The 21,154-nt window shown below is 69.7% G+C and carries 24 protein-coding genes; 13 read left to right on the top strand and 11 right to left on the bottom strand.

The window, feature by feature from the left end; genetic code table 11:
• Nucleotides 1-101: 101 nt before the first annotated feature.
• Nucleotides 102-422, bottom strand: coding sequence for a hypothetical protein (locus tag FZP69_RS09330; protein ID WP_152041046.1), 321 nt, complete (start codon nt 420-422; stop codon nt 102-104).
• Nucleotides 423-540: 118 nt separating this feature from the next.
• Here FZP69_RS09330 and epsC point away from each other — a divergent pair, with 118 nt between their 5' ends.
• The 3 genes from epsC (at nt 541) to FZP69_RS09315 (ending at nt 3,835) form a co-directional block, all read left to right on the top strand.
• On the top strand, nt 541-1,404 hold the full coding sequence (gene epsC, locus FZP69_RS09325) for a serine O-acetyltransferase EpsC (RefSeq protein ID WP_152041045.1): 864 nt from the start codon (nt 541-543) through the stop codon (nt 1,402-1,404).
• A 185-nt stretch (nt 1,405-1,589) separates the two neighbouring features.
• A complete protein-coding gene (locus tag FZP69_RS09320) occupies nt 1,590-2,744 on the top strand; it encodes a hypothetical protein (protein WP_152041044.1) in 1,155 nt (384 codons plus the stop codon).
• Between the two features lie 119 nt (nt 2,745-2,863).
• Nucleotides 2,864-3,835, top strand: a complete 972-nt coding sequence (locus FZP69_RS09315) for an A/G-specific adenine glycosylase (protein ID WP_152041043.1) — start codon at nt 2,864-2,866, stop codon at nt 3,833-3,835.
• Nucleotides 3,836-3,882: 47 nt separating this feature from the next.
• Here the strand turns inward: FZP69_RS09315 and FZP69_RS22500 are convergent, their stop codons facing one another.
• On the bottom strand, nt 3,883-4,044 hold the full coding sequence (locus tag FZP69_RS22500; protein WP_192918516.1) for a hypothetical protein: 162 nt from the start codon (nt 4,042-4,044) through the stop codon (nt 3,883-3,885).
• A 105-nt stretch (nt 4,045-4,149) separates the two neighbouring features.
• Between FZP69_RS22500 and FZP69_RS09310 the strand changes: the two genes are divergently transcribed.
• From FZP69_RS09310 to FZP69_RS09280, 7 genes are all read left to right on the top strand, one after another.
• Nucleotides 4,150-4,740 carry an NADPH-dependent FMN reductase gene (locus FZP69_RS09310; RefSeq protein WP_152041042.1) on the top strand — a complete coding sequence of 197 codons (591 nt, stop codon included), beginning with the start codon at nt 4,150-4,152 and terminating at the stop codon, nt 4,738-4,740.
• A 3-nt stretch (nt 4,741-4,743) separates the two neighbouring features.
• On the top strand, nt 4,744-4,944 hold the full coding sequence (locus FZP69_RS09305; RefSeq protein ID WP_152041041.1) for a XapX domain-containing protein: 201 nt from the start codon (nt 4,744-4,746) through the stop codon (nt 4,942-4,944).
• 88 nt (nt 4,945-5,032) lie between these two features.
• Nucleotides 5,033-5,689, top strand: a complete 657-nt coding sequence (locus FZP69_RS09300) for a hypothetical protein (protein WP_152041040.1) — start codon at nt 5,033-5,035, stop codon at nt 5,687-5,689.
• 134 nt (nt 5,690-5,823) lie between these two features.
• Nucleotides 5,824-6,477 (top strand): thymidine kinase, encoded by a 654-nt coding sequence (locus FZP69_RS09295; protein WP_152041039.1) that lies wholly within the window; start codon nt 5,824-5,826, stop codon nt 6,475-6,477.
• An 11-nt stretch (nt 6,478-6,488) separates the two neighbouring features.
• Nucleotides 6,489-7,091: a YIP1 family protein gene (locus tag FZP69_RS09290; protein WP_152041038.1), complete on the top strand. Its 603-nt coding sequence runs from the start codon at nt 6,489-6,491 to the stop codon at nt 7,089-7,091.
• A gap of 162 nt (nt 7,092-7,253) precedes the next feature.
• Complete coding sequence (locus tag FZP69_RS22980) at nt 7,254-8,438, top strand: hypothetical protein (RefSeq protein ID WP_240137511.1); 1,185 nt, start codon at nt 7,254-7,256, stop codon at nt 8,436-8,438.
• A gap of 293 nt (nt 8,439-8,731) precedes the next feature.
• Nucleotides 8,732-10,795 carry a DHH family phosphoesterase gene (locus FZP69_RS09280; RefSeq protein WP_152041037.1) on the top strand — a complete coding sequence of 688 codons (2,064 nt, stop codon included), beginning with the start codon at nt 8,732-8,734 and terminating at the stop codon, nt 10,793-10,795.
• 102 nt (nt 10,796-10,897) lie between these two features.
• On the opposite strand, the gene FZP69_RS09275 is transcribed toward FZP69_RS09280, so the two are convergent.
• A complete protein-coding gene (locus tag FZP69_RS09275) occupies nt 10,898-11,773 on the bottom strand; it encodes a helix-turn-helix transcriptional regulator (protein ID WP_152041036.1) in 876 nt (291 codons plus the stop codon).
• Nucleotides 11,774-11,973: 200 nt separating this feature from the next.
• Between FZP69_RS09275 and FZP69_RS09270 the strand changes: the two genes are divergently transcribed.
• Nucleotides 11,974-13,059, top strand: coding sequence for a class I SAM-dependent methyltransferase (locus FZP69_RS09270; protein ID WP_152041035.1), 1,086 nt, complete (start codon nt 11,974-11,976; stop codon nt 13,057-13,059).
• An 83-nt stretch (nt 13,060-13,142) separates the two neighbouring features.
• On the opposite strand, the gene FZP69_RS09265 is transcribed toward FZP69_RS09270, so the two are convergent.
• The 6 genes from FZP69_RS09265 to FZP69_RS22495 all read right to left on the bottom strand — a co-directional run bounded on the left by FZP69_RS09265 (nt 13,143) and on the right by FZP69_RS22495 (nt 17,267).
• Complete coding sequence (locus FZP69_RS09265) at nt 13,143-13,325, bottom strand: hypothetical protein (RefSeq protein WP_152041034.1); 183 nt, start codon at nt 13,323-13,325, stop codon at nt 13,143-13,145.
• A gap of 173 nt (nt 13,326-13,498) precedes the next feature.
• Nucleotides 13,499-14,260: a helix-turn-helix domain-containing protein gene (locus tag FZP69_RS09260; RefSeq protein WP_152041033.1), complete on the bottom strand. Its 762-nt coding sequence runs from the start codon at nt 14,258-14,260 to the stop codon at nt 13,499-13,501.
• Entirely contained in the window at nt 14,253-14,636 is a 384-nt protein-coding gene (locus FZP69_RS09255) for a methylated-DNA--[protein]-cysteine S-methyltransferase (RefSeq protein WP_152041032.1), read from the bottom strand. Before FZP69_RS09255 ends, FZP69_RS09260 begins: the two co-directional genes overlap by 8 nt.
• Before the next feature lie 138 nt (nt 14,637-14,774).
• Nucleotides 14,775-16,076, bottom strand: a complete 1,302-nt coding sequence (gene eno, locus FZP69_RS09250; protein ID WP_152041031.1) for a phosphopyruvate hydratase — start codon at nt 16,074-16,076, stop codon at nt 14,775-14,777.
• Complete coding sequence (locus FZP69_RS09245; protein ID WP_152041030.1) at nt 16,073-17,104, bottom strand: phosphotransferase family protein; 1,032 nt, start codon at nt 17,102-17,104, stop codon at nt 16,073-16,075. The genes eno and FZP69_RS09245 overlap by 4 nt, the downstream gene beginning before the upstream one ends.
• On the bottom strand, nt 17,097-17,267 hold the full coding sequence (locus FZP69_RS22495; RefSeq protein WP_192918515.1) for a hypothetical protein: 171 nt from the start codon (nt 17,265-17,267) through the stop codon (nt 17,097-17,099). The genes FZP69_RS09245 and FZP69_RS22495 overlap by 8 nt, the downstream gene beginning before the upstream one ends.
• Before the next feature lie 221 nt (nt 17,268-17,488).
• On the opposite strand from FZP69_RS22495, the gene FZP69_RS09240 reads away from it, so the two are divergent.
• Nucleotides 17,489-19,213, top strand: a complete 1,725-nt coding sequence (locus FZP69_RS09240; RefSeq protein WP_152041029.1) for a tRNA uridine(34) 5-carboxymethylaminomethyl modification radical SAM/GNAT enzyme Elp3 — start codon at nt 17,489-17,491, stop codon at nt 19,211-19,213.
• Nucleotides 19,214-19,260: 47 nt separating this feature from the next.
• Here FZP69_RS09240 and FZP69_RS09235 read toward each other — a convergent pair whose 3' ends face one another.
• Together FZP69_RS09235 and FZP69_RS09230 are read right to left on the bottom strand one after the other, a co-directional pair.
• Nucleotides 19,261-19,686: a hypothetical protein gene (locus tag FZP69_RS09235; protein ID WP_152041028.1), complete on the bottom strand. Its 426-nt coding sequence runs from the start codon at nt 19,684-19,686 to the stop codon at nt 19,261-19,263.
• 101 nt (nt 19,687-19,787) lie between these two features.
• Complete coding sequence (locus FZP69_RS09230) at nt 19,788-20,639, bottom strand: winged helix-turn-helix domain-containing protein (protein WP_152041027.1); 852 nt, start codon at nt 20,637-20,639, stop codon at nt 19,788-19,790.
• 226 nt (nt 20,640-20,865) lie between these two features.
• Between FZP69_RS09230 and FZP69_RS09225 the strand changes: the two genes are divergently transcribed.
• Nucleotides 20,866-21,126: a hypothetical protein gene (locus FZP69_RS09225; protein ID WP_152041026.1), complete on the top strand. Its 261-nt coding sequence runs from the start codon at nt 20,866-20,868 to the stop codon at nt 21,124-21,126.
• The last annotated feature ends 28 nt before the right edge of the window (nt 21,127-21,154 follow it).

Genomic DNA, 21,154 nt, shown 5'->3' with positions numbered 1-21,154 from the left:
CTACATCTGGTACCGGCGTTCGTCGTCGCGCTGGGGATACTGGTCGGCGCCTGCGACCCCGACCAGTGGCCTCCGATCCGGACTTCTCGGTGGGGGCCCTGCTACATCTGGTACCGGCGTTCGTCGTCGCGCTGGGGATACTGGTCGGCGCCGGTCATCTCGTCGTACGTCATCCCGGCGAGGTACTCGTCGTAGGTGACGTCGTACCCCTGTCGGAGGTGGAAGTCGAGGTCGCCGGTGTCGACGGTCGAGCGGAACAGCGCGTGGATCCCGCGGCGGACGAGTTCGTCGACGTCGGCGTCGAACACGGCCGCGAGCATCGCGAGTTCGTTCTTCGTCTCGCGGTCGAGCGCGACGGCGTGTTCGTCGTTCAGCCCGCTGTAGACGGCTTTGACGTCGTCGTCGAGGTCGTCGAGTGTCACGGCGGGACAGAGCACGGGCAGGGGCATACGGCTTTTCGTTCGCGTCCGCCCGGCGGGGTGTCGGATCGGTGCCCGCCGGGTGCACAATTCTCTTGACTCGCGTCGGTCAACGAACGGTATGGGATACACGTACACCGGCGACGCCCACATGGGGCTCCAGTCGTCGTTTCAGGACGACGCGGAGCCGTTTCCCACGCGGACGACGATGCAGTTCCCCCGCCGCGACCACCTGCGGGACGAGGTGAGCGTCCTCGAACGGCTGATCTTCCCGCGGTGCTGGAACGCGGGGTCGCTGGTCGACGACCCCGCGGCGATCCACGACCGGCTGGAGGAGCTCGGGGGGCTGTTCTGTCTCGGGATCGAGCCGTACATCGGCGACGACTGTGCGGACGTCGTCGACACGGTGCTCGACCGGCTGCCGTCGATCCGCCGGACGCTCAAGCGGGATGTCGAGGCTGCGTACAAGGGCGACCCTGCGGCCAAGAGCCACATCCAGATCGTCCGGTCGTACCCCGGATTTCAGGCGATCATGACGCAGCGGGTCGCCCACGAGCTGTACGAGCTCGGTGTCCCGGAGTACGCCCGCGAGCTCAGCGAGTACGCCAAGACCGAGACGGGAATCGACATCCATCCCGGGGCGGAGATCGGCGACCACTTCTTCGTCGACCACGGCACCGGGGTGGTCATCGGCGAGACCGCCACGGTCGGCGAGTGGGTCCGCATCTATCAGAACGTCACGCTCGGCGCGCTCCACTTCGAGGAGGAGGAGGACGAGGAGCACACGCTGAAGAAGGGGTACAAGCGCCACCCGGACATCGGCGACCACGTCGTCATCGGCGCCGGCAGCAACGTCCTCGGCCCAGTCACGATCGGCGACCACGTGAGCATCGGCGCGAACTCGTGGATCACCGACGACGTCCCCGACCACACCAGCGTCTTCATCGCCGAACACCCGAAACAGGTGCGCAAGGACAACGGCTGAACCGGCGTGATTCCGCTGTCGGTGGACGGCCGGTGGGTCCCGAACTGTCGAACGGTCCAGTGGTCGATCGTCGATCGGACGGGAAAACGACGCGGCGAGATCGATCCCGGACTCTCCCACCCGGACGACTGTCCGTTTCGGTGGACCGAGAGTATAATCCACCCGAAGGCGATACGTCTCACAGCGTGTCAGTTCAAGACGAGCCCGAGAGCGCGGGTGTGTCTCCCCCGCACGAGCCCGACGCCGGGGCGCACCCCGACGAGCGCGCGGCGGGACTGGACGGCCGGCACCGGAACTGGCTGCACGCACTGTTCGGAACCGCCGACGCCGAACACGTGCCGGTCGTCGCCGCCGTCGCGAGCACGGCACTGTTCTTCGCGCTCTACCTGCTGTCGGTCGCGTGGGGGCTGGGCGGCGCGTTCCTCGACCCGTCGACGCTCCTGGGGCTCTCGGCGCTCCTCGGCTGTCTCGGCGTCTTCGTCGTCCTGACCCTCCTCGGGACGTGGACCGTCGGCTACACCGCGGTCTGGCGCGCCGTCGAACCCGCGTTCGCGGTCGACGACGAGACGTACGAGTCGTTCCTCGACGCGCGGCTCCGCCGCCTGTACGACGTCCGACCCGTGGTCGTCCTGTTCGTCCTGCTCGAACCGGCGTTCGTGCTCGTCGTCACCGATCTGAACCCGACCGTCCCACACGACGCCGTGCTCGTCCTCGTCAACGCGGTGCTCGCGTTTCTCGTCCTGACGGGCGTCTACATGTTCGGCGTTCACGTCGGCACCGTGAGGCGGGCCACGGAGTGGGAGCTCGAGAACGTCTACACGGGTGCCCACACTCTCGAAGGACTCGTGCGCTTCAGCATCACCGTCGCAGTCTGGTGGTTCGTCGGCGTGTCGCTGCTGGCGGTGTACTACTGGTTCGCACTGAGCGACTCGCTCCAGGTCCTCCGCTCGTCGGCCGGCCTCGGTCTCGCCCCCGCGGTGCCGCTCTTCGGCGTCGCCGGCCACGCGACGCTGCTGGGGCTGCTGATCGTGGGCGGCTTCGCGACCGTGGCCGTGCCGGTGTGGCAGCTCCACGCGACGCTGCGCGCGGCCCGAAGCGACCTGCTGGCCGCGGTGAACGCACGGTCGCACGAGACCGTCGTCGGGTGGACGAGGGCGACGGTCGACCCCGACGACGCCGCGGCCCGGCTGGACGTCGCGGAACAGGCCGCCGCGAGCGTCCAGCAGGTCCGGATCTGGCCGTTCGACCGTTCCGGACTCCTCAAACTGCTCCTCTCCGCCCTGATCCCGCTCTCGCAGTTCGCCCTGACGACCGTGCGGGGTGTGCTCGGCCTCGGATAGACGGGGCGTGAGTGAGGGGATCCGACCGGTTGTTCGATCGATCGCTCTGTCGGTTGTTCGTCAGAAGCGTCCAGTGCCGAACCACCACGCCTATACCGGACTCGTCCTTTCGTCCGTCGATGAGCGACGACGACGCCCCGCTCTCCGTGGTCGACTGCGACGCCGTGCGCTCGGCGCTCGTCGAGTGGTACGAGGCCGACCACCGCGACTTCCCGTGGCGACGAACCACGGATCCCTACTCGATACTGGTCTCCGAGGTGATGAGCCAGCAGACGCAACTGGGACGGGTCGTCGACGCGTGGGAGGACTTCCTGGCGGAGTGGCCGACGGTCCGGGACCTCGCGGCAGCCGACCGCGCCGACGTCGTGCGCTTCTGGTCCGATCACTCGCTGGGGTACAACAACCGCGCGAAGTACCTCCACGAGGCCGCCCGACAGGTCACGGAGGAGTACGGCGGCGAGTTCCCCGACTCGCCCGCCGAACTGGAGACGCTGATGGGCGTCGGCCCATACACGGCGAACGCCGTCGCCTCGTTCGCGTTCAACACCGGGGACGCGGTCGTCGACACCAACGTCAAGCGGGTGCTGCACCGCGCCTTCTCCGTCGAAGACGACGACGCGGCGTTCGAGGCCGCAGCGCAGGAACTAATGCCCACGGGGGAGTCCCGCGTGTGGAACAACGCGATCATGGAACTCGGCGGCGTGGCCTGTGGGAAGACGCCACGATGTGACGAGGCGGGCTGTCCGTGGCGGCGGTGGTGTCACGCGTACGAGACGGGCGACTTCACCGCGCCGGACGTGCCGACGCAGCCGAGCTTCGAGGGCTCCCGCAGACAGTTCCGGGGACGGGTCGTCCGCGTCCTCGGCGAGTACGACGAACTGGCGCTATCGGAACTCGGCCCGCGCGTCAGAGTCGACTACGGGCCCGACTCCCGCGAGTGGCTCCGCGAACTCGTCGAGGACCTCGCGGAGGACGGTCTGGTCGAACTCCGCGGCGACGACGACACCGACGCCGTCGGGGGGTCCCCAGGCACCCCCCCAGACGGGGACACGGACGACGCCACCGAGGTTCGTGTCCGACTCCGGCGCTGACCTCCGAGGCAGTTCCGCGACACAGTCGCTCGACCAGCCTGATCCGCTCAGGGCGTCTCGATGGACGCGCAGTCCTCCGACCAGTGTCTGGTCAGCTCTCCGACGCCCGAGGGGACGAGTTCGACGCCGTCGAGGAGGTTCTCGACGTTGGCGAGCGCGTGAGTCCAGTCATGGACGGCCCCGCTGGGGAGGTGGAAGACGGTCCACATACCTGCACGACGCTGGCCCGGGACATCGACACTGCCGGGAACGGGTGGCCGACCGTCTCGAACAGGACCGTGGCACCTTTCTTTCTCTCTCGCGTCGCTCCGGACATGACACACGTACTCGCCATCTGCGGGAGCCGCCGCGCGGAGAGCAAGACCCGCGTCGCGCTGGAGACGGCACTCGACGAGGCGGCGCGAGCGGGCGCGTCGACGGACCTGCTCGACCTCCGGGCGCTCGACCTCCCGCCGCTCGACGCTGACCACGACGCCGAGGACCAGGGCGACGGTGCACGACTGATCGAGGCGGTCGACGTGGCAGACGCCGTGCTCCTCGGCACGCCGGTCTACCACGGATCGTACTCGGGCGTCCTGAAGAACGCGCTCGACTACTGTGGCTTCGACGAGTTCGAGGGGAAGACCGTCGGGCTCCTCGCCGTCGCCGGTGGCTCGTTCCCCGTCACCGCACTGGACCACCTCCGCTCGGTCTGCCGGGCGCTCAACTGCTGGGTGGTCCCTCACCAGGCAGCGGTCCCACGGGCGTACCGACACGTCTCTTACGAGGACGGCGAGGGCGCGATCACCGACGCCGACATCGAAGAGCGGCTCCGGGTGCTCGGGCGGCGCGTCGTCCAGTACGCGAACATCGAACCCGACCCGGAGACGTTCGAGGCGAGCGAGAACGTCGGGGCAGGGGACTGAGCCGTGACGAACGCACAGGTCCTGCTCGCGCTCGTCACCGGTCTCGTCGCCGGCGCGGTGTTCGCCGCCTTCGAGGTCCCCATCCCGGCCCCCCCGAACGTCGCGGGCGTCATGGGCATCGTCGGTATCTACCTCGGCTTCAAGGGCGTCGAGGCGCTCGGCTACAGCGTCGATCTCCTGGCGTTGCTCCGCGGACTGTTCTAACGGCTGTTGTTCCGAAGCCGGCGATCCCTGCACCGGCAGTGCACGACACCAGACACGACATGCCCACCGTCGACGTACGGTCACCGTCATGTCACGCGTCGATCGGCCGTCCAGTCCGCGCGGGTCGTCAGACCGGAACGAGCCGTCCGGGTCGCAGCGCCTCACCAGACGGCGCTTCCTCCACGTCGGTGGCCTCGCGGGCGGTCTCGCGCTCGCCGGCTGTACCGCACGGGAGCAGGGAGTCGACTTCGGCCGGGACCGACCCTGGGACGCGCTGAGCCTCGACGCACAGCTGGCGCGGGTACGGGCCCACACCCGGCAGTACACTGACGTCGGTGCCGCCGAGGCGGCGGGGTTCGCGGAGGTGTGCGCCGCGGCGTTCTACCGTCAGGAGGGGTGGGAACGCGCACGCGCGGTCGACCCCATCCGACCGACAGGCCTCGTGTACGCGGCCGAGGGGCCGTCGCGGCGGCTCGTGGCCGTCGCGTACCTCCTCCCGATCCGAACGCGCGAGCGAGGATCGCCCCCGGACCTGTTCGACGACGAACCCGTGCGTGACGGGCCCCTCGTCGACGGCTACAGCGAGGCGTTCATCTGGGAAGGGATCCCCGACGAGACCGGCGTCCACGACGGCCTGGTGTGGCGACTGCTCGCGTGGGTACACGAGCCGAACCCGATGGGCGTGTTCAACTCGTACAACCCGAACTACCCCCAGTCGCTCGGCGACACCCACTGTGCGGACTGAGCGGCGTCGTGTCGGGGTGTTCGTCGGTACGAAGACGATCACGACCGGCAACGAACGCGCCCGTGGCCACGGACTCGTCGGGCGCTGAGCGGGAGGCGCAACCGTTTTCTCACTCGGTTCGCCCCTGTCGAAGCGTGCACGCCATCACCAACAGTGGGTGGATCGAGGTCGTCACCGGCTCGATGTTCTCCGGGAAGACCGAGGAGCTGCTCCGGCGGCTCCGCCGCGCCGAGATCGCGGGCCAGGAGGTGGCCGTCTTCAGCCCCGCCGTCGACGACCGCTACGGGGAGACCACTATCGGATCACACGACGGACGGACGTGGGAGGCGACGGTCGTCGGTGGGAGCGAGGACGAGCGGGGCCGTGACGACGGCACGGAAGCCGGCGGGGACGACGCCGGCCACGGCGACGCGTGGATGATCTACGACCGCCTGTCGGCCCTCGACCGGCGCGTCGACGTCGTGGCGATCGACGAGGGGAACTTCTTCGGACCGGCGCTCCCGGCGGTCTGCGAGTCGCTGGCGAGCGACGGCTACCGGGTCGTCGTCAGCGGGCTCGACACGACGTTCGCCGGCGAACCGTTCGAGCCGATGCCGCAGCTCATGGCCGTCGCGGAGTACGTCGAGAAACTCCGGGCGATCTGCGCCGTCTGCGGCGAGCCCGCGACGCGGAGCCAGCGTCTCGTCGACGGCGAGCCTGCACACGTCGACGATCCGACCGTCCTCGTCGGCGCAGAGGAGTCGTACGAGGCGCGATGTCGCAACTGTCATACCCTCCGGCGCACCTAGCCTCGAACACAGTGACGACGTGGGTAGACACCCCCGGTGCGGGGCGCGAACGGGGACCGATCGGCCTCGGGCGTGCCTGGGTCGACGTGCTCGTCCACCCCCGGCGGTTCTTCCGGACCGGCGTCGTCCCCGGCGACCAGGCGCCCGGTCTCGTCTTCGCCGTCGTGGTCGCGCTGGTGTACGTCGCCACGCGGTTCCTCCTCGTGCCGGGATCGGTCCCCGCGATCCAGGGCGGGCCCGCCCTCTCGGCGCTCCTGGCGCTCCTCGCCGTGGGACTGCTCGTCGCACCCGCGACGCTCCACCTCACCGCCGCGGTTCAGACGCTCTTGCTGATGGTGCTCGTCCGCGACCGTGCCGGCGTGAGCGAGACCGTCCAGACCATCGCCTACGCCACGGCACCGTGTGCGCTCGCCGGCGTTCCCGTCCCGGAACTCCGTGCCGTCTGTGCGCTGTACGGGACGTTTCTCCTCCTCGTCGGCCTCGCGGAGGTCCACGGGACGACGCTGACCCGGGCCGCCGTCGCGGGCGTCCTCCCGGGTTCGCTGGTGTTCGGCTACGCCTTCGGCGGCTTCGGGGCCATCGTCGCCGTCGCCCGTGCCTGGACGCTGATCTGAGTCTCGTGCCGTGTGCGTCGTGTCGCGCGTCACTCGGCGCGCTCGTGCGGTCCGTCGCCGAGTCGTCTCCCCTGGCCGACACCCTGTCCCAGCCGGTCGCCCGGTGCGTACGCGACGCCCGGCCGCCGTTCGCTTTTCTGGCGTCGTCGCCTCTGACCGACGATGCTCACGCCCGGACCGACGATGGGTCACGGTTCCGTCCGATCCACCCGTGCGTTCGTCTTCTACGGTGCGGTCGTCCTGCTCGCGGTCGTCGTCGTCGGTGGCGCGGGGGCGTCGCTGGTCACCCCGCTCGTCGGGTGGGTCACGATGGACCGGACCGACCCGCGCTTCGTTCACGACCTCGCCGTCTCGACGGTCCTGTTCGTCGCGTTCATCGCGGCGGTCGTGCAGCTAGTCCGGCCCGCCCGGCACGTCGTCGCGGCGCTGTCGCTGGCGACCGTCGTGACCGGCATCGCCGGCGTGGTACTGCTCACGGGTGGGCCGACGAGCATCCTTCTCCTCCCCGCCCTCGCGGCGCTCGTGCTCGCGCTCCACCCTGCCGACTCGGTCGTGCCGCGCGTGGCCGACGGGTCACCGTCGCGCCGGCGGCTCCTGCTCGTCGCGGGCGGCGTCCTCCCGCTGGTCGTCTACGGCGGTGGACAGCTCCGCCGACTGCTCGGGGGAGCCGACGCCGACGCGGCGTTCGGGGCCGGAGGCGGGATGACGGTCGTGGTGTTGACCGCGGCGGTCGTCTCGGTGCTCGCGGTGACCGGGACGCCGGGTCGTCGCTTCGGGACGTGGAGCGCCGGCCTGGTCGTCGGCACCCTCGGACTCGCCTCGCTGCTCTCCGGGGTGGCGTCGGGGGTCGGCCCCGTCTGGGGAACGCTCGCCGTCGCGTGGGCGATGGTGTTCGTCGTCACGGACGCGCTGGAGACGCACGACGTCGCCGTCACGGGAACGCTGGAGACACGCGACACGCACGCCGACGCGCCCCGGCACCCATCACGCCACCGCCGGCGAGACCGCGAGTCGGCCGGCCGAGGTGACTCAGCCGACTCGACCGACCCGCGTCGTTTTGCCCGTTCGCTCCCTCGTGTCGAATCCATGCTCACGCTCGACCTGTCGGACTTCGTGATCGAACTCGACGAGGGAACCGTCAAACACGTCGGCACCAAGACGAAGGGAGCCACGGTGAAACTGTACCACGTCACCGAGAGCGAGGCGCGGGCGTTCGGCGACCGGGTGAAGTTCGTCTTCGACGACGGTGAGGGGAACCACGTCGAGGTCGCGCTCGACCCGGAACAGGTGACCGCGATCCTGTCGGACGTCGACGACCTCCGCGACGACGAGCAGCCCTCCGCGTAGCCACCGGGTCGACGGCGACCGGCTCGTCGACGCCCGTCTCACGGGCCCGTCGCCGTTCCGCTCGCCGGCTCTTCGCCATCTCTCTCAGACTCTTCGCAATCCTTCTCACGACCCGTCGCCATCCCGCTCGCCGGCCCGTCGCCATCCCGCTCGCCGGTTCGCCGACACGGTCTCGACGTCCCCGCACGTCGCAGGCGTATCGACAATCGTTTTAGTCGGCGGCCGTTTCGTTCGTGCAACGGACCTGACTCGCCGGACGACGGCGGGTCTCTCCCACACCCGAGTGACACACCATGGATTGGATTACCCACGAGGAAGACGTCTGGTTCGACTTCAGAGGAGAGCACGCAAACCAGCTCACGCCCGGTCGCTTCTACCGCGGGACGGTCGACGGCTTCGCCGAGTTCGGCGTCTTCGTCGACCTCTCGCCGAGCGTTACCGGTCTCTTGCACCGGAGCGAACTCGACCGCCGACTCGAGAGCCTCGACTGGGACCGCGGGGACACCGTCTTCGTCCAGGTCAAGAACGTCCGCGACAACGGCAACGTCGACCTCGGCTGGTCGATCCGACAGTCCGAGTCCGAGTTCCGCGGCGCGCGCATCGACGACCCCGACGGTGACCCGGCGGGAGAGCCGCTCGACCGCGAGGAGACCGCCGCGAACAAGGCGGTGAAGACGCGCCCGAAGCCGTCGCACGAGCCCACGGTCGACCGCGGGAACGCCAGGGGCACGACGGCGTCAGGATCGGCCGCCAGCAGCGAGGGCGACGCGGAGAACGGACGGTCGTCCGGAGGAGGCGACACCGCCGAGACGGGGGCGAGCGCGCCCGCCGACGAGCCGGTGGCGACCGACGACGAGGCGTTCCCCCGCGTCTCCATCGCCGATCTCGGGGACCGCGTCGGCGACGACGTGAGCGTCGAGGCGATCGTCGCCGACGTCTACCAGACGTCCGGCCCGACAGTGTTCGAGCTCACCGACGAGACCGGCACGGTCGAGTGTGCCGCCTTCGTCGAGGCCGGCGTGCGCGCCTACCCCGAGGTCGAGGTCGACGACGCGGTCCGGCTGGCGGGCGAGGTCGAACGCCGCCACGGCGACCTGCAGATCGAGACCGAGGCGCTCACCGTGCTCGGCGGCGAGGACGCCGACGCCGTCACGGCCCGCCTCGACGACGCGATGACGTCGCGCGCCCGCCCCGAGTCGGTCGAGCCGCTGGCGCCACACGGCGCGGTCGAGACGCTCGCCGACGACCTCGCCGACGCCGCCGAGGCGATCCGTCGCGCCGTCTTCGACGGTCGCCCGATCGTCGTTCGCCACGCGGCGACCGCCGACGGCTACGTCGCCGGGGCGGCCATCGAACGGGCCGTCCTGCCGCTCGTCCGCGAGGAACACGCCGCCTCGGACGCCGAATACCACTACTTCACCCGCCGCCCGCTCGACGATCCGATGTACGGGATGGACGCGGCGACGAACGACGTGACGCGGATGCTACAGGGCCGTGACCGCCACGACGAGAAGCTCCCGCTGGTGCTCCTCGTCGGGACGGGATCGACGGCCGAATCCGCCGACGGTCTCGGGCTCCTCGGCGTCTACGGCGCTCGCCGAGTCGTCCTCGACGCGGCGGTCGCCGACGAGGAGATCGCCGACGTCACCGAGGTGCTGGTCGACGCCGGCGACGTCGACGTCGACGACCTCTCGACTGGCGCGCTCGCCGCGAACGTCGCGGCGGCGGTCAACGCCGAGACGAGAGCCGACCTCGTCCACCTCCCGGCGGTCAGCTACTGGGAAAACACCCCCGAGGCGTACGTCGACGCTGCGGCCGAGGCCGGCTACGACGCCGACCGCGTCCGCGAGATCCGCGAGGCGGTCGCACTCGAGGCGTACTACCAGTCGTACGAGGACAAGCGCGAACTCATCACCGACCTGCTGTTCGACGACGACGGCGGCCTCGCCGGCCACGTCTCCGAACAGTTCCGGGTCAAACTCGAAGACGAGGTCGACACCGCGGAGGCGAATCTGGAGACCCGCGAGGCCGGCGGCGTCCGGTTCGCCGTCCTCGACACCGACTCGTACACCCACCGCTTCGACTTCCCGCCGACGACGCTCCTGCTGGACGAACTCCACCGGCGCAACCGTGCCGACGACGTCCCCTTCGTCACGGTCGGTGTCGGCACCGACGAACTCCACATCCGGAGCACCGTCCCCTTCGAGGTCCGGGACGTCGCGGCGCAGGCGCGAGAGCGCGTTCCCGGCGCCGGCGTGACCGCCTTCGGCGTCCGAGACGGGCGCATCGAGTTCCTCTCCGGGATGCGCGAAGCGGTGCTGAACGCCGTCGTCGCCGCGATCGCCGAACAGGTCTGAACCCCTCGAGTCACCGATTTTTCTGCGCTCGACGGCACCCGCGTCCCGACGGCCGTCGCTGTCGCCGTCGTTCGAGCGTCGCCTCCAGTCGACGCCTCCGACTCAGCCGGCCTCAAGCGGCGTCGAATCCCGCCTGAACGTCTCGTACACCCGTTCGGCCCACGCCCGGGCGAGCGCCGTGTCGGTGTCGACGAACACGCGCATCGTCCCCGTCTCCTCGTCGTAGCCGCCGATGCCGACGCGGTTCCGGTCGTCGCCGTCGAACAGCGCGAGACCGTACGGCAGCGCGTCACGAGTCAGGAGTGTCAGGTGGTCGCCGTCGATCGCGCGCCGGAAGCCTCCCTCGTCGTCGCCCAACGTCTCGACCACGTCCGGCAGGTAGATGAGTTCGGCCTCGCAGTCGGCGAACGGGTCTCCGTCGCCGCCGTAGATGTCGGCCAGCCCCGGTGGGATCATGTGGGTGGTGTTGAAGCCGCGGAACCGATCGCAGTCGCGGAGGAGGGTGAGAAAGCGCGTCACGGGCGCGTACGGGTCCGCGGGCGTCGCCACCGTCACGGTCGCGTCCTCGAACGGCTCGACGACGAAGTCGCGGTGGTCCTCGCAGATGACGTCAAGCAGCGGGGCCAGGCGGTCCGCCGTTCGGATCTTCCGCTCGAACCCCACGACCGCCTCGCCCACGATCTCGCCCTCGCCGGTCAGGTGGTAGACGCCGTCGACGCGCTCGGCGTACCCTTCCGCCTCGAGCCAGCGCGTGAAGCGGTGGCTCGTCGCGCGCGAGACGTCGAGTCGAGCCTCCAGGTCTCGACGGTCGAGCGGGCTCCCGTACAGTGCCTCGAACAGCTCCCGGTGCCGGAGGACGTCGACGAGCGCGTCGGTGTCGAGCCGGTCGTCGGGTCGCTCCTCGCGGAGGCCGAGGTGCTGGATCTCCAGTGCGTTCTGGAGCAGTTCGTCGATGATCGCCGGATCTGCGTCTGTCATGTTCTCTCCCCCGTGTGTGGCAGTTACTGACACACGTTGGTGGCACGAGCGGATAACTGTGTCTCACGCCGTGAGACGCGTCTCGTCGGCCACCTGTCGTCACGCCGCACTGCGTCCGTCTCGTCACGGACACCCGATTTCGATTCGAGAAACGAGTCGCAGAAAGTAACTATACGCTGGCTCTCCCCCTCTGTTCGGACATGGCGACCGAACAGCCCACGATCGATCGGACCGCGGTCGAACAGTTCCAGGACCGCGTCTTCGAGGCCGCCCTCGGGACGTTCACGACGTACGCGATTCACCTCGGGTCACGACTCGGCTACTACGACGCCCTCGCCGCCGAGGGACCGTCGACGCCCGTCGAACTCGCGGCCGCGACGGGCACGAACGAGCGCTACGCGCGCGAGTGGCTCGAACAGGGGACCGTCTCGGGCGTCCTGACGTGCGAGGACCCCGACGTACCCGCACCCGAGCGGCGGTACGCGCTCCCGGAGGCACACGCGGCCGTCCTCACCGACCCCGACAGCCTCGACTACCTCGCGTCGCTCCCGCGGACCGTCGTCGGCGCGGTGTCGATCGTCGACGAGGTGGCCGACGCCTACCGCACCGGCGAGGGCATCGAGTTCCACGCGTTCGGGGCGGACATGCACGAGGGGCAGGCGGCGCTCAACCGCCCGCTGTTCGTCAACCAACTCGGCGAGGAGTGGCTGCCGTCGCTCGACGACGTGGACGCACGACTGAAGGCGGGCGGGGCGGTCGTCGACGTGGGCTGTGGCCACGGCTGGTCGTCGATCGGCATCGCCCGGGCGTACCCGGAGGCGACCGTCCACGGGATCGACGCCGACGCGGTCTCGATCGACCGGGCCCGCGAGAACGCCGCCGCGTCGGACGTGGGCGACCGGCTCACGTTCACCCAGGCCGACGCCGCCGACGTCGACGGGTCGTACGATCTCGTCACGGCGTTCGAGTGCGTCCACGACATGTCCGACCCCGTCGCCGTGCTGTCGACGATGCGGTCGCTGGCCGCTCCCGACGGGACCGTCCTGGTCATGGACGAGCGTACGGCCGACTCGTTCTCCCCCGACGCCGGTCCCGCCGAGGAGTTCTTCTACGGCTGGAGCGTCTTCCACTGCCTCCCCGTGAGCCTGGTCGACGACGGCGTCGGCACCGGGACGGTGATGCGCGAGGCGACCCTGCGCGACTACGTGGCCGGAGCGGGCTTCTCTGGCGTCGAGGTCCTCCCCATCGAGGACGAGTTCTTCCGCTTCTACCGACTCGTGCTCTGAGTGGGGCGCGCACGGGGCGTCCTCGCGAGCCACGCGACCCCTGGTGCGCCGACGGGGTCCCGTCAGTCGGCACGCCGGCCGCGTCAGTCGCGCTGGGCGGCCTCCTCGAACGCCACCGAGAGCGCCCCGGAGACGAGCGCCGCGCCGAGGGCGAGCCACGAGGTCGGTCGAGACCTGTCCCGCCGGGCGAAAAGCGCGACGACGGTGAACGCGCCAGCGAGCGAGCCGCAGAGGTACGCACGGGTCCGGTACGGGTGGAGCGACATCACGTCGAGTCGTCGGGGCGCTCGTACACGACGCTTGTGGCCACGTGGGACCGAGGACTCCTTCCAGACGTGAGGTGGTGCCGACGGTGCCGACACCACCGACACACGGTCGGTGCGACCGTCTCCCCGGCTTCGGACGTCCGTTCGGACCAGTGTTGTCAGTACGTTTCCGTTCACTCGTGGAACCCGAGGAGCTTCGCCTCCACCTTCTGGAGGTGCTCGTGGATCGTCGACGTCGAGACGCCCAGTTCCTCGGCCAGCGCGTCCGCCGAGACGCGTCGAGGGGTCGCGTAGTACCCCTCCCGGCGTGCGAGCCGAAACACCTCGTGTTGGCGTCGGGTCAGTCTGTGGAGCGGGAGCCCGCCCAGCCCCGACCCCCACGTCGCATCCGTGATGCTCAGGACCGTGATCTCCGCCCCCACGGTCGTCCGAATCTCGTCGAGGAGCGTTCGCAGGGTGTCCCGGTCGTGGTTGGTCAGCAACGTCCAGTACTCGCGTCCGTCGTATCCGTCGACGGGTTCGGCGTGAACGAACCCACGGGACAGGAACTCGTCGCTGATCTGTGTCGTGCCGTCGTGGTCGACGAGTAGCCCCTTCGTCGCGTTCCCCGGTGTCGACATCGACTCCCGTCGGTGTGGCTGGTTCACCTCGGAGACCGTGTACACCTGCGGGTGCGCGCGGATCTCCTCGATCGCCGATCGGATCTCCTCGACCGTGTCCGCGTAGAGCGTGTACAGTGTCGTCGTCCGCCCGTCGGCCCTCGTCCGCGTCCCGTAGCCGACGAGCCCGACGTCCAGCCGCTCCGTGAGTTCGATGACCCAGCAGTTCGGATGCCACACGCTCAACGAGACGGAGATCGCGGTGTGGCTATCCGTGGGTGTCGTGTCCGCCGCGGCGTCCGGTCGGGGTGACGACCCGCTTCCGTCCTCACTCATGATGCGTCCGTTCGAGGGCCAGCAGCTTCGTTTTGAGCCCCGGATAGAGATACCCGCGCACCGAGTCCGTGCCGACCACACGGTGGCAGGGCACGACGACGGGGAGCGTGTTCCGGGCACACGCCCCCCCGACGGCGATCGGAGCCGTGTCCAGACGCTCGGCCAGTTGGCTGTAGGTCCGCGTCTCGCCGTACGGGATCGCACGGATCTCCCGATGGACGCGACCGGTGAACCCGTCCAGCTCGTCGAAGGTGAGTTCGAACCGACGGCGCGTGCCTCGCTCGTACTCGGCCAACTGCTCACGAACGACCTGCCGACTCTCGGCGAGTCGGGGAGTCTGGAGTTCGATCTCGTGACCGAGCATCTCGACGTACATCGACCGGAGAGTGACCGCGAAAGGACATAAACCGAGAACCGGCTATAGCCGGTCGACGAGCGGGGCGGGGAGGTCGGCCGACTCCAGGTGGCTCGTCCCTCATCCGATCGCGTGGTTCCGAGGCTCCACGGTCGGGGCTCACTCCGGCCCGAACGCTGCCGCCGACACCGACGGCGGCTCCGGATCGCCGAAGCGTTCGATCTCGAGCAGCCGGTTGTACTTCGCGAGCCGTTCCGAGCGGGCGAGCGAGCCGATCTTGATCTGTCCGGCGCCGAGACCCACGGCGAGGTCCGCGATGGTCGCGTCGCACGTCTCGCCCGACCGCGCGGAGACCACGGGTGCGACGTCCCGGTCGAGCGCACGGTGGACGACGTCGACCGCTCTGGTGACCGTTCCGGCCTGGTTCGGCTTGACCAGCACCGCGTTCGCCGCCCCGGCGTCGACCGCGCGGTCCAGTCGGTCGACGTCGGTGACGAGGAGGTCGTCGCCGAGCACCTGGACGCCGTCGCCGATCCGTCCGCGGAGGCGACGCCAGCCCGTCCAGTCGTCCTCCGCGAGCGGGTCTTCGACGGAGACGAGCGGGAACGCCTCGGTCCAGCGGACGACCAGGTCGCCGAACGCCTCGGGCGTGAACGAGCGACCGAGGCTCTCGATCTCGTACCGTTCCGTGGCGGAGTCATAGAAGTGGGTCGCCGCGACGTCGACCGCGAGCGAGCACTCCTCGCCGGGGACGTGACCCGCCGTCTCGATGGCGTCGACGAGGAGTTCGAACGCCTCGTCGATCCCGTCGAGTGGCGGCGCGAACCCGCCCTCGTCCGCGACGAGGGGCCTGTGTCCCTCGTCCAGCAGCCAGTCGCGGACCGCCTGGCGGACGTCCCACGCCACCTCGAGACAGCCACGAATCGAGTCCCGCCCGTGCGGGATCACGAGGAAGTCCTGGATCTCGATCCCGCCACGCGCGTGGAGCCCGCCGCTGATGACGTTTATCATCGGCACGGGGAGTCGGCCCTCCTCGTCGGTCCCGTCGACGCCGTACTCCGTCGCCAGGTACCGGTAGAGCGGCTGTCCGGCGCAGGCGCTCGCCGTCCTGAGGGCGGCACCGGAGACGCCGAGGACGGCGTTGGCCCCGAGCCGCGAGAGCGACCGCGTCCCGTCGAGTTCCTCGATCGCGGCGTCGAGCCCCCGCTGATCGAACACGTCGCGTCCCTCGACGAGTGGGGCGATCTCGTCGGTGACGGCCGCGACGGCGTCGGTCACTCCCCTCCCGCGGTACCGATCTCCGCCGTCGCGCCGTTCGACCGCCTCGTGTGTGCCCGTGCTCGCACCCGCCGGGACGGTGAAGACGCCGCGTTCGCCGCCGCTCTCGACCGCGACGCGGACGGTGGGGTTCCCGCGGGAGTCGAGCACCTCCCACGCGGTCACGTCGTCGATCCGGCTCACGCCGCTGCCTCCTTGACGAGCGCGACGAATCCCTCGAACGTCTCGACCTCCTCGACGAGCGCTCGCCTCGCCGTCGACCGGAGTCGCTCCTTGGTGTCCGCGCGGGTGACGTACTCGACCGGGGACTTGCCGTCGACCCGCGCGAGCAGCAGGATCGCGAGTTCGCGGACGGTCTCGGCCTCGATCGACCAGTCGACCCGGGCGTCGTACGCCTCCCAGAACCGACGGGCTGCCTCGACGTATCGGGGCTGTTTCGCGGCACGGTAGACGGATTTGATGCACAGGTGGTTGAGCATGAACGCGGCGTCGAAGGCGGGGTCGCCCCAGTGGGCCACCTCGAAGTCGAGGAGCCAGAGGGCCGGTTCGTCGTCCCCGTTTCCGCGGTCGACGAGCACGTTTTTCGGGCTGAAGTCGCCGTGGACGAGTGTCCGGCTGACCCCTCTGATCCGGTCGAGTTCCGCCTCGATCGTCGGCGCGAGATCAGGGTGGCGATCCGCCACGGTCTGGTGGTACGGGTCGAGCCTGAGCTGCTCGAACGGCCGCTCGTGGGTGAACTGGTCGCGCAACTCCCCATCGCCGGCGGCGACGGTGTGGCTCGTGCCGAGGAACTCCCCGAGCCGCCGGGCGATGGAGGGGTCGACGCGCCCGTCGAGGAGGTCGCGCTTCCACATCGTCGACTCGGCCGGCGCACACCCGATGCCGATGACGTGGGCCGTGTGGTCCTCGAACACCACACCCGGCACCCGGACGTTCGCGAGCGAGGCCGTCCGGATGATCTCCTCGTACGCCCTCGCGGCGGCGGCCTCGTTGTGGACGCGCTCGACGTCCGCGGGCCAGTCGTCGTCGACCGCGAGGTTCGCGAGCGGCTGTTTGACGACGAGACAGTCGTCGTCCGTGGTCACGCGGAGGACCGCGTTGGAGACGCCACCGCCGAGCGTTTCGACCGTCGGCGACGCCGTCTCGCTGACGACGCCCCGACGGACGAGATAGGCGGCGACGGTGTCCGGAGCGAGACGGCCGTCACTCATCGACGGCTCCCGTCCGGTGGTCGATCGCTTCCGAGCCCCGGTCGAAGGGGGGCCACTGCCGCTGATGCCGTCCCGCCACCTGCGACCCGTCGTCGGCCGGTCCTGCCCGCCGCGGCGTCGCCGGCACGTGCGCCGCCGCGTCACCACCCCGTGTCTTCGACATGGCTCGACAAGCGCACACGCCCGACATAACGTTTCGCCCGAGGGACACGGTCGAGACGGGACGTTCGACCGATCGCGCGTCTCGGGCCTCGTCGTGCTCCTCGCGTCTCGGGCCTCGTTGCCCCACCTCGGACCTCGATCCCTCGGCGTGTCGGGACCGATACGCCGCTGGAGTCCCCACGAACGACACGCTTATTCGCCTCTGTCCACGACTCTCGGGCGATGACAGGCACCGCGGACGGAGCGGTCGACGGCGACGCCGTCGACGACGCCGCACCCGAGGAGACCGGGGCCTTTCGAGCGACCTGCGAGACGCTGGTCGAGCGGATCCTCGACGGCGAGGTCGACGCCGACTCCCTCGAAGGGGCGAAGCTCCAGGCGTGTTCCGAACACGGCTCGCCGAAGGTGCCGAAGAACACCGACGTCCTCCAGTACGCGCCCGACGAACGCCGCGACGAGGTCAGGGCGGTCGTCCGCCGCAAGCCCGTTCGCACGGCGTCGGGCGTCTCGCCCGTCGCGATCATGACCTCGCCACACATGTGCCCGCACGGGAAGTGTCTGTACTGCCCGGGCGGTCCCGCGTCGGAGTTCTCGTCGTCGCAGTCGTACACGGGCCACGAACCCGCGGCGGCGCGGGGCGAACAGAACGACTACGACCCCTACGGCCAGGTGACGCTCAGGTTAGAGCAGCTCAGACACATCGGCCACCCGGTCGACAAGGCCGAACTCATCCTGATGGGCGGGACGATGACGGCGCGGAGTCACGACTACCAGGAGTGGTTCGTCAAGCGCGCCCTCCAGGCGATGAACGAGTACGACCTCGACTCGCCCCCCGACCCCGCCGAGGGACGGTCGTTCGCCCAGAACCCCGAGGAGTACGAGTTCCGCTACGTCGAGGACGTCATCGCGGAGAACGAGACCGCCGACGTGCGCTGCGTGGGGATGACGTTCGAGACGAAGCCCGACTGGTGCGACCCCGAGCAGATCGACCGGATGCTCCGGCTCGGGGGGACGAAGGTCGAGGTGGGCGTCCAGACCACCTACGAGCGGATCAACCGCGAGATGCACCGTGGGCACGGCACGCAGGCGTCGATCGACGCCAACCGCCGGCTGCGCGACGCCGGGTTCAAGGTGGGCTTTCACATGATGCCCGGTCAGCCCGGGATGACGCGCGACATGTGCGTCGAGGACTTCCGTCAACTGGCCGACAACCCACAGTGGCGGCCCGACTACCTCAAGATCTACCCGACGCTCGTCGTGCGGGGGACGAGAGTGTACGACATGTGGCGGCGCGAGGAGTACGACCCCCTCGGGAACGAGGAGGCGGCCGACCTCGTCGCCGAGGTGATGGGACTCGTCCCCGAGTACACCCGCCTCCAGCGGGTCCAGCGCGACATCCCCGCGGACTTCATCGACGCCGGCGTCTGGAAGTCGAACCTCAGACAGCTCGCCGAAGGGCGCGCCGCGGAGCGGGGGATCGAACTCCGGGACATCCGCGCCCGCGAGGTGGGGATGAACGACGCCGATCCCGACCCCGAGCGCGTCGAACTCTCGGTTACGGAGTACGACGCCGCCGGCGGCCGCGAGCAGTTCCTCGCGTTCGAAGATCCCGACGCCGATCTCCTCGTCGGTTTCTGCCGCCTCCGCTACCCGTCGTGCTCGCCGTACGGCGACCGCCCCGACGCCGACCCCGTGCGCCCCGAACTGGCCGACGCGGCGATCGTCCGCGAACTCCACGTGTACGGGAGCGAGGCCAGCCTCGGGAGGGAGGGAGACTGGCAGCACCGCGGCTACGGACGGCGGCTGATCCGCGAAGCCGAGTCGCGCGCGGCGGACGACGGCTTCTCGAAGCTCGCCGTCATCTCGGGGATCGGCGTCCGGCAGTACTACCGCGAGAAGCTCGGCTACCACCAGGACGGGCCGTACGTGTCGAAGCGGCTGTCGTAGCGGTCGTTCGTCTCCGTCGACCAGCGATCGCACGCCGTGAGACGACGTCAACCGTTTGGCTGGACGTATTCGAGGTCGTGAGCGGTGTCGTCGGAGACGAGTGCTTCGAGGGCGTGGACGTGGGCGTCGATGTCGACGGACGACTCTCCCTCGTCCCGGTCGAACGAGACCACGTATCCGGTCTTCGCGGGTGGGTCGTCCGGCAGGGTGACGATCCAGGCATCGTCGAACACCCGGATGAACGCTCGATACCGCCCCGCGTCGAACAGGTCCTCGGAGTCGGCGAGCGTCAACTGGTTCACGACGATGTCGTTTACGAGGTGGAGCGCGTCCTCGTCGGTGTAACGCTCGCGGACGTCGGCTCGTGTGACCGAGTCGTACTCGAAACCGTCGTAGCGGATCACCGCACGCAGCCGGTCTCCGACCCGGTCCTCGAGGGTCTTCCAGACCGTTCGTGCGTCCGGGCGGTCCATACGTCTATCGCGTGTCCCCGGGATAAGTGTCTTCTGTACTACATATATCATCGGACGCAACTCTCCGTGTGTCGAGAACGACGTCTTCACTGGCCCCGTCCTCAGTCCGACGGCTCGACCGCCACGAGATCGCTCCCCTCGAACCGCGCGCGGCAGATCTCGTCGCCGAGGGGGAACGCGACCGTGGATCGCCACGGGTCGGTCGAGTTCACAGTCGTGAAGTCGCCGGAGAGACACTGTGCGAACTCCCAGTAGTAGCCGTCGTCGAGGTCGATGCCGCGGTCGCGGTGGAACGAACGGACCCGGGGATCGTAGGTGGCCAGCCCGCCGAACGAGGTCCAGACCGCACCCTCGCAGACGCCACAGGTGAAGACGACGACGGCGGGCTTGTCGATCGTCGACGGGACGTTCTCCGTGACCCGTCCAGCGACGGGACCGGAGCAGTCCGGACAGACGCCTTCGCGGGCCTGCGAGACCCGATGGTACGAGAAGCGCGCGAACGCGTCGACGACCTCGGCGGGGGAGCGTTCGCGGACGCCGCTGGAGGGGAAGCCGGCGTTCAGCACCTCCCGGTCGCAGTCCGGGCAGTGAAACCGGAGCCGCTCGTCGCGGTACGACACCCGCAGGGTCGCCCCGCAGCAGTAACAGCGGCTGTCGTGCTCGAACTCCTCGATCCGGGCGTCGGCGGTGAACCGACCGGCAGCGACCGCGCGGACGACCTGCCTGCCCGCGGCGGTGAGCCGGTAGCCGTCCTCGTCCCGTTCGACGAAGTGTGGCCGGAGGCGGGAGAGGTGGTAGTTGAACTGACCGCTGTCGCTCACGTCGACCCGGGTCCGGAGCGCGGAGAACGAACTGGCTCGTCCAGCCGTCGCGTCGAGCGCGCGCAGGATCTCGACCCGTCGCTCGTCCGCGAGCGCGCCGAACGCTTCGGCGGGTGTCAGATCGTCGGCCATCGTCGAAGAACTGTGTCGGGGGCGACAGGAAGAAGCCCCCGGTTCTCCCGCCCGGCAGCGGCGTTGCCCGATCGGTCGCGTCCGCCCGGCGACGAGGTCCCGACGGTCGGGTCGGAGCGCGGTCCGGTGAAAGAATCTTCAGTCGGCTCGGTTACAGAAATGTCCTTCAGGAATCATTTATGCTCGTCGCACACACAGACAGCGATGGGGAGTCCGTCCCCGTCCCATGCAGTACCAGCCACCCACCCACGCCGACATCGCCCCACGCGTCCCTCCCTCCAGTACGGCCTCGCTGACGTTCCCGGTCGCCCTCCTCCTAGCCGTGTTCTGGCTCTCGACGACGACCGTGGCCGTTCCGGTCGCGGTCGCGATCACGGTCACGGTTGCGATCACGATCGCGACGCTCGCCTTGCTGGTCGCGTCCCTCCGCGTCCGATCCACCGGACGTCTGCGCCCCGCTCGCCCCACGAGCTCGACCGACGGCTGACCCCCCTAATAACGCTACCGTCCCCCGG

It is taken from the genome of Salinigranum salinum (assembly GCF_009176545.1).
In the GTDB taxonomy this organism is placed as follows: Archaea; Halobacteriota; Halobacteria; order Halobacteriales; family Haloferacaceae; genus Salinigranum; species Salinigranum salinum.
The sequence above is the reverse complement of the archived record's forward strand: the minus strand, read 5'-3'. Positions and strand labels throughout refer to the sequence as shown.